The 7,930-nt window shown below is 64.1% G+C and carries 7 protein-coding genes; 5 read left to right on the top strand and 2 right to left on the bottom strand.

Annotated features, from left to right (window positions below; translation table 11 throughout):
- The first annotated feature begins 113 nt into the window (after window positions 1-113).
- On the top strand, window positions 114-1,559 hold the full coding sequence (locus MTX34_RS25025; RefSeq protein ID WP_243611159.1) for an FAD-binding oxidoreductase: 1,446 nt from the start codon (window positions 114-116) through the stop codon (window positions 1,557-1,559).
- Window positions 1,556-2,872 carry a class I SAM-dependent methyltransferase gene (locus tag MTX34_RS25020; RefSeq protein WP_243594241.1) on the top strand — a complete coding sequence of 439 codons (1,317 nt, stop codon included), beginning with the start codon at window positions 1,556-1,558 and terminating at the stop codon, window positions 2,870-2,872. Before MTX34_RS25025 ends, MTX34_RS25020 begins: the two co-directional genes overlap by 4 nt.
- 12 nt (window positions 2,873-2,884) lie before the next feature.
- On the opposite strand, the gene MTX34_RS25015 is transcribed toward MTX34_RS25020, so the two are convergent.
- Both MTX34_RS25015 and MTX34_RS25010 read right to left on the bottom strand, forming a co-directional pair.
- Window positions 2,885-3,667 (bottom strand): alpha/beta fold hydrolase, encoded by a 783-nt coding sequence (locus tag MTX34_RS25015; RefSeq protein WP_243594242.1) that lies wholly within the window; start codon window positions 3,665-3,667, stop codon window positions 2,885-2,887.
- 28 nt (window positions 3,668-3,695) lie between these two features.
- On the bottom strand, window positions 3,696-4,628 hold the full coding sequence (locus tag MTX34_RS25010) for an oxygenase MpaB family protein (RefSeq protein WP_243594243.1): 933 nt from the start codon (window positions 4,626-4,628) through the stop codon (window positions 3,696-3,698).
- 23 nt (window positions 4,629-4,651) lie between these two features.
- On the opposite strand from MTX34_RS25010, the gene MTX34_RS25005 reads away from it, so the two are divergent.
- Genes MTX34_RS25005 through MTX34_RS24995 form a run of 3 tightly spaced genes read left to right on the top strand, consistent with a single transcriptional unit; the run spans window position 4,652 to window position 7,926 of the window.
- Complete coding sequence (locus MTX34_RS25005; RefSeq protein WP_243594244.1) at window positions 4,652-5,224, top strand: TetR/AcrR family transcriptional regulator; 573 nt, start codon at window positions 4,652-4,654, stop codon at window positions 5,222-5,224.
- Between the two features lie 26 nt (window positions 5,225-5,250).
- Window positions 5,251-5,511, top strand: coding sequence for an acyl-CoA-binding protein (locus tag MTX34_RS25000; protein WP_008712642.1), 261 nt, complete (start codon window positions 5,251-5,253; stop codon window positions 5,509-5,511).
- 48 nt (window positions 5,512-5,559) lie between these two features.
- On the top strand, window positions 5,560-7,926 hold the full coding sequence (locus tag MTX34_RS24995) for an FdhF/YdeP family oxidoreductase (protein ID WP_243594245.1): 2,367 nt from the start codon (window positions 5,560-5,562) through the stop codon (window positions 7,924-7,926).
- The last annotated feature ends 4 nt before the right edge of the window (window positions 7,927-7,930 follow it).

The raw sequence follows: 7,930 nt of genomic DNA, 5'->3' as shown, positions 1-7,930 counted from the left end.
ATCAACCGACACGACCGCTGAGTCGTTGACACCTCAGCTCGAAAGCGCCTAACATACAACACAACTCGTTGATCATGAACCGGATGGTTCACCGATCCGAATTACACCACCCCATGGGGCACTATCATGCTCTTCTCGGACGACGGCCAGAACCGAGGGAGAGCGGTTACGCAGCGCACCGGTCGGGTGTCGAGCAGTTGCTTCGCAGCTATCGCGCAATTCCGGCCGCTGCGACGGTGCGTCTGGCGAAGAAGACGTCCAACCTGTTCCGGGCCCGGACGACCACCACCACGCCTGGGCTCGACGTGTCGGGACTGAGCAAGGTCATCACCGTCGATCCCGTCTCGCGCACAGCCGATGTCGCCGGCATGTGCACGTACGAGGACCTGGTCGACGCGACGCTTCCCTACGGCCTCGCGCCCCTCGTCGTTCCGCAGCTCAAAACGATCACCCTCGGTGGTGCCGTCACCGGCCTCGGCATCGAGTCGACGTCGTTCCGCAGCGGTCTCCCGCACGAGTCGGTACTCGAGATCGACGTCCTCACCGGCAGCGGCGAGATCGTCACCGCAACGCCAGAGGGCGAACACACAGATCTGTACTGGGGCTTCCCCAATTCCTACGGCACCCTCGGCTACTCGACTCGGCTGAAGATCCAGCTCGAGACCGTGCTGCCGTATGTCGCGTTGCGCCACCTACGATTCCACGACCTCGAGACCCTTCAGTCGACGATGGACACCATCGTCACCCACCGCGAGTACGACGGCATCGAGGTCCAATACCTCGACGGCGTGGTCTTCAGCGCCGACGAAAGTTACCTCACGCTCGGCGTTCAGACCGACGAACCCGGGCCGGTGAGCGACTACACCGGTGCCGACATCTTCTACCGTTCGATCCAACACGATTCGGACACACCGAAGACCGACCGGCTGACCATTCACGACTACCTGTGGCGCTGGGACACCGATTGGTTCTGGTGCTCCCGCGCATTCGGAACCCAGAACCCGACAATTCGACGCTTCTGGCCGCGTAAGTATCGACGCAGTAGTTTCTACTGGAAACTGATCGGCCTGGATCGCAAGTACGACATTGCCGACCGACTCGAGAAGCGCAAGGGAAAGCCGCCGCGCGAACGCGTCGTGCAGGACGTCGAGGTTCCGATCGAACACACCGCCGGCTTCGTGACGTGGTTCCTCGACAACATTCCGATCGAGCCGTTGTGGTTGTGCCCGTTGCGTCTTCGCGAGCCGGCGGCCCTCGGCGCCAATCCGGCCCGGCCGTGGCCGCTGTACCCACTCGAACCGAAGCGCACCTACGTCAACATCGGCTTCTGGTCCTCGGTACCGATCGTTGCCGGCGAACCCGAGGGTGCCGCGAACCGCGCCATCGAGAAGAAAGTGACCGACTTCGACGGGCATAAATCGCTGTACTCGGACGCTTACTACACCGAGGATGAATTCGCTGTGCTGTACGGCGGCGACAGATACGAAGAACTGAAAAAGAAATACGATCCCGAATCCCGATTGTTGGATTTGTACTCGAAGGCGGTGCAACGCAAATGACGACGTTCAAGGACTCCGGCAATCGCACGGTGAACGGTGCCCAGAAGCTCAAGATCTCCGAGATTCTCGAACTGATCTCCGACGGCAACATCCCATTGCGTTTCACCGCATACGACGGCAGCACCGCAGGACCCGAGGACGCGAAGATCGGCCTCAACCTCAAGAGTCCACGCGGAACCACCTATCTCGCAACTGCTCCCGGAGACCTCGGCATGGCGCGTGCCTACGTCTCGGGCGACCTGGAAGCCACCGGCGTTCATCCCGGCGACCCGTACGAGTTGCTCGCGCTGATGGGCGACGAGCTGCATTTCCGTCGACCGTCGGCGATGACACTGACGTCGATCGCGCGTTCGCTCGGCTGGGATGTGTTGCGGCCCATCGCTCCCCCGCCCCAGGAGGCGATTCCGCGGTGGCGTCGTATCGCAGAGGGTCTGCGTCACTCCAAGACTCGCGACGCCGAAGCGATCCATCACCACTACGACGTGTCCAACGCCTTCTACGAGCAGGTGCTCGGCCCCTCGATGACGTACACCTGCGCGGCGTTCGAGAGCGCGGACCACTCTCTCGAGGCTGCACAGGAGAACAAGTACCGCCTGGTGTTCGACAAGCTCGGCCTGCAACCGGGTGATCGCCTGCTGGACATCGGCTGCGGGTGGGGCTCGATGGTGCGCTACGCCGCGCGCAGAGGCGTCCGAGTCATCGGCGTGACGCTCTCCCAGGAGCAGGCGTCGTGGGCGCAGAAAGCCATTGCCGACGAAGGACTTTCCGACCTCGCCGAGGTGCGCTTCTCCGATTACCGCGACGTACCCGAGACCAACTTCGACGCTATCTCGTCGATCGGACTGACCGAGCACATCGGCGTGCAGAACTATCCGTCGTACTTCACCTTCATCCAGTCCAAGCTGCGTGACGGCGGTCGGCTGCTCAATCACTCGATCACCCGGCCGGACAACCGCGCCCATGCCAAGGCCGGCAGCTTCATCGACCGGTATGTCTTCCCCGACGGGGAGCTCACCGGCTCGGGCCGCATCATCACCGAGATCCAGGACGTCGGACTCGAGGTTCGCCACGAGGAGAATCTGCGCGAGCACTATGCCCTGACCCTCGCCGGATGGTGCCGGAACCTCGTCGACAACTGGGATGCCTGCGTCGCAGAGGCCGGTGAGGGAACAGCCCGAGTGTGGGGCCTGTACATGGCCGGATCCCGCCTGGGCTTCGAGCGCAATGTCGTTCAGCTGCACCAGGTTCTGGCGGTCAAGCTCGGACCGAAGGGCGAAGCAGGCGTCCCGCTACGGCCCTGGTGGAACGGCTGACGCATGTGAGCGCTAGCGACCTGTCGCCCGCAGGATGACCCGGGCCGTCTCGGTCGGCTGATCCCAGTGCGGGAAGTGTCCGCATTTGTCGAACCAGTGCAGGGTGGCGTCGGGGAATCGCTCCAGCGCCACCTTTGCCTGGCTGGGCGTCGTCACCTTGTCCTGGCGACCCCAGCCGATGAGCAGTGAACCCTGCAGTGAGCCTTTCGTGGCACCCAACTGCTTCGGCCCGTGAATCAGGGCCTTGCGCGCAGCGTCGAGCGACGGTGACGTCTTGGAGGAGAAGCCCTTCAGCTCCCGCTCGACCAATTCACTCGGCAGCTTCCAGGGAGCAGCCGAGAACTGAGCCAGCGCAGCCGTTCTGGTGACGGGGTTGCCGGCCAGGAACGGCACCAGCGGCTGCACGTTCTTCATCAGCGCCAACGACGCGGTGATGGTTGCTCCGAAGATCTTGACCTGACGGTCGTTCCAGAATCCGCCGGGATCGAGCGCCACCATCGACCCCCGATGACCGCGGCGGGCCAGTTCGACGACCATCCGAGCGCCCATGGAGCTACCGACGAGGTCGGCGTCGGCCAGTCCCTCGTTGTCGAGGAATTCTCTCAGGGCGTCGGTCAACGTCGCGATGGAGACCTCTGCCAAAGGCGGAGTCTGCCCGAAGCCGGGCAGGTCGAGGGCGATGACCTCTCGATGCTTGGCGAGGGCAGGAACGATCGGGTCCCAGTTTCGGTGCGAGGACCCGAGCCCGTGGACGAGGACGATCGGGGTTCCGGTTCCGGTTCTGACGGTATGCATACCCGCGTGGTACCCCGAGCGCGCCGATCTACACCTTCGGGCTGTAATGCGAAGGGTCCGATCGTCGCTCCACGGGCGGCAGATTTCGGGCCGGGGTGTGGACGAGCGGTGTCGTCGAAGGGATTCTCCCCGTGGCGCGATCCCAACCGGCGCGGCCCCGCGGGTGCAGGCGACGACGCGGCGGCACCACCCCGAACACGAGGTTCACCGCCTTGCCGAACAGCGCGAAACGCTTTGCGTCCCGGTCCGACCAGCTGTAGCCGAGAAGTGTGCGTACCGGCTCGTCGTAGAGCCCGACGGTGATCCAGACGAACAGCCTCGCCACCGGACGACGGAACACGGCCCAGATCGGCTCGGGTAGCCAGGATGCGTACGGCGGTGGCCCCAGTGTCGACAGGTCCAACACCCCACGCGCGGCCATGTTGTCCTCCAACACGGTGCTGCACATGTGGTTCCAGTACTGCTGGAACTCGGGCCAGGTGGCGGGTACCGACCGCATGCTCATGCCGTAGAGGCGGTACCACTGCACGTGCTCGTCGAACAGCTGCACCTTCTGCACCTCTGTCAGTCCGCCCATGAAGTGGTCGGCGGTGAGCACCGTGCCCATGAAGAAGGTGGCGTGCGCCCAGTAGAACGTGTCGGGATCGAGTGCGTGGTACTTGCGCCCCTTGGCGTCGATTCCTTTGATGTTCGTGTGGTAGCCGCGGACCTGCAGTGCGGTCTCCTCGGCACGATCGCCGTCGAACACGACCCCGCCGATGGGGTACAACGATCGATACAGGCGCTGCCAGCGCTCGTCGAAGAACGTCGAATGCTGCTCCACCCCGGCCCCGAGCCCCGGGTGCATGTTCTGCATCGACCCTGCCCAGACGCCCTGCAGCATCCCACGCCAGTCGCCGAAGTACTTCCAGGTGAGCGAGTCGGGACCGAGCGGGACCGGACGATCACTCTGACTACGCATGTTGTCAGACTAGAGTTGACAACATGCGTAGTCAACAGCTGGAGGAGCGCAGAACCAAGCGGTACGACGCATTGCTCGCAGCCGGGGTCGAGCTCCTCGGCTCCCCGGACGGGCCTGCTGTCAACGTGCGCGCCGTCTGCCGTACCGCCGGACTGACCGAGCGCTACTTCTACGAGAGCTTCACCGACCGGGATTCGTTCGTCCGCGCCGTGTATCAGTGGGTGGGCACCAGGGCTCGAAACGCTCTGCTCGACGCCGTCAGTGCGGCGGCCACCCCCGAGGACACCATCGACGCGCCGGTCCGAGCATTCGTCGAACTCATCATCGACGAACCGCGAACGGGGCGGGTACTACTCATTGCGCCGTTGGCCGAACCGGCGCTGAGCCGCCGCGGTCTCGACCTGCTGCCCGGTTTCGTCGAACTGGTCCACACACAACTTCCCGACACCGAAGACCGACAGCTGATCGCCGTCGGAACGGTCGGCGCACTGACCGCTCTGTTCATCGGCTACCTCGACGGCACCGTGACCGTCAGCCGTGACGCTCTCGTGGCGCACTGCATTCGGCTGATTTCCACAGCCTCCGTGCAAGGATGACACCACCTCGACCAGAAGGAGTTTTCATGTCCGATCTCGACCAGTCGTTCGCCGATGCGCAGGTTGACGTCAAGAAACTCACGTCCAAGCCGAGCAACGACGATCTACTGAGCCTGTACTCGCTCTACAAGCAGGGTTCGATCGGTGATGTCTCGGGTAAGCGGCCGGGGCGGCTGGACATGGTGAACCGTGCGAAGTTCGATGCCTGGGCGAAGCTCGAAGGTACGAGCCAGGATTCGGCGAAGCAGCAGTACGTGGATCTGGTGACCAAGCTCCTCGCCGGCTGAGCCAACGGCTATGGTCGAGTGCGGGGGTAACGCAACGAAGGGACCCGCATGAGACGCACCGACAGCGACGTCGACGAGGCCGAGCTCGATATCGAGAAGCCGAAGACCCACGCGGCAGGCCCCGTCGCCGTTGCCGTGTCCATGAAGCGAGCACTCGGGCACATGGGCCCGAAGCGCACCGCTCAGACACTTCTCAAACTGAATCAGGCCGAGGGCTTCGACTGCATGAGTTGCGCCTGGCCCGATCCGGATCCGGGCCACCGGCACGCGGCGGAATTCTGCGAGAACGGCGCGAAGGCCGTGGCCGAGGAGGCGACGACCACGCGAGCGACCCCGGAGTTCTTCGCGCAGCACAGCATTGCCGAGCTCGACGGACATACCGAGCACTGGCTCGGCCAGCAGGGCCGCATCACGCATCCGATGATCAAGCTGCCCGGCGGCAGCCACTACGAGCCCATCGAGTGGGACGACGCGTTCCGCCTGATCGGCGACGAGCTGAAGTCTCTCGCCAGTCCCGACGAGGCCATCTTCTACACGTCGGGCCGCGCCTCCAACGAGTCCGCGTTCACGTACCAACTGTTCGCGCGGTCGTTCGGCACCAACAACATGCCCGACTGTTCCAACATGTGTCACGAGTCGACGTCCATCGCACTGCAGGAATCCATCGGCATCGGCAAGGCCAGTGTCACACTCGACGACGTCCACAACGCCGAACTGATCATCCTGGCCGGCCAGAATCCCGGCACCAATCACCCGCGCATGCTCTCGGCCCTCGAGCTGGCGAAGCAGAACGGCGCAAAGATCCTGTCCATCAACCCCCTTCGCGAAGCGGGTCTGCTGAACTTCAAGAATCCGCAGACCCCCCGCGGCATGGTGGGACCGGGAACGGACCTGTCGGATCTCCACCTGCCGATCAAGCTCAACGGCGACCTCGCGCTGTTCCAGGCACTCGGCTCGCTCCTGGTGAAGTGGGACGCACTCGATCACGAGTTCCTCGACAACTACACCGTCGGCTTCGACGCGTGGAAGGCGCACGTCGCCGAGGTCGATTGGGACCTCGTCACCGAGGTGACCGGATTGTCGGTAGCGCAGATCACCGAGGCCGCCGAGATGCTGCGCGACTCCAAGGCGACGGTCTTCTGCTGGGCCATGGGCCTCACGCAGCACCGCAATGCCGTCGCCACCATCAAGGAAGTCACCAATCTCGCGTTCGCCCAGGGCAACATCGGCAAGGCAGGAGCAGGCCTGCTCCCGGTACGCGGCCACTCGAACGTGCAGGGCGACCGGACCATGGGCATCTGGGAGCGCCCTCCGGTGAAGTTCCTCGACGCGATGGCCGCGGAGTTCGACTTCGAGCCACCGCGCGAGCACGGTTTGGACACCGTCGATTCCATCCGGGCCATGCGCGACGGCAAGGCGCACTTCTTCCTCGGACTCGGCGGAAACTTCGTCCAGGCCACGCCGGACAGCGACGTCACCTTCGAGGCGCTCCGCAAGATGCGGATGACGGTGCAGATCTCCACCAAGATCAACCGATCTCACCTCGTCTGCGGTGAGACCGCCTTGATTCTGCCCACCCTGGGCCGCACCGAGAAGGACGTGCAAGCCAGTGGTGAGCAGTGGATCTCGGTCGAGGACTCCACCTGCTCGGTGCACTCGTCCCGAGGACCGCTGAAGCCCGCGAGCGAGTTCCTGCGCTCGGAGGTCGCGATCGTCAGCGGCATCGCCGAGGCCACCCTCGGAACCCGATACGGTCTCGACTGGAAGGGTTTCCGCGACGACTACCGCAACATCCGCAAGCACATCTCGCGCGTCGTCGCCGGTTGCGAGGGGTACGAGGTCAATGTTCGACGCCCCGGCGGCTTCGTCCTACCGCATCCCCCTCGCGACAGCAGGACGTTCGAAACCAAGAGCGGCAAGGGCGAATTCGCGGTCTCGCCGATCGATGTGCTGCAGGTTCCGCCGGGCCATCTGATCCTGCAGACGCTGCGCAGCCACGATCAGTTCAACACCACGATCTACGGGCTCAGCGATCGGTACCGCGGCATCGAGAACGGCCGACGCGTCATCTTCCTGCACCGAGAAGACATCTCCACGCTCGGCTTCCGCGACGGCGACATGGTCGACCTCGTCACCAAGTGGGACGACGACGACGTGGAACGGTGCGCTCCGTCGTTCCGCATCGTCGAGTACGACACCCCGCGTGGATCGGCTGCCGCGTACTACCCGGAGACCAATCCGCTGATTCCGTTGGATTCGACTGCGCTGCAGAGCAATTGCCCCACCTCGAAGTCGGTGATCATCTCGATGGTTCCGGCCGGGACGGGTGTGCAGGGAACGGCGAACGGCCATCAGGACAACGAGGGCTCGGACGAAGGGCACAAGTCGCACCCGCAGCCGCATCACCTGAGCTGACGGT

Origin of the sequence: Rhodococcus sp. ARC_M5 (assembly GCF_022810405.1) — a bacterium.
In the GTDB taxonomy this organism is placed as follows: Bacteria; Actinomycetota; Actinomycetes; order Mycobacteriales; family Mycobacteriaceae; genus Rhodococcoides; species Rhodococcoides navarretei.
This window is presented reverse-complemented; position numbering and strand designations above follow the sequence as displayed.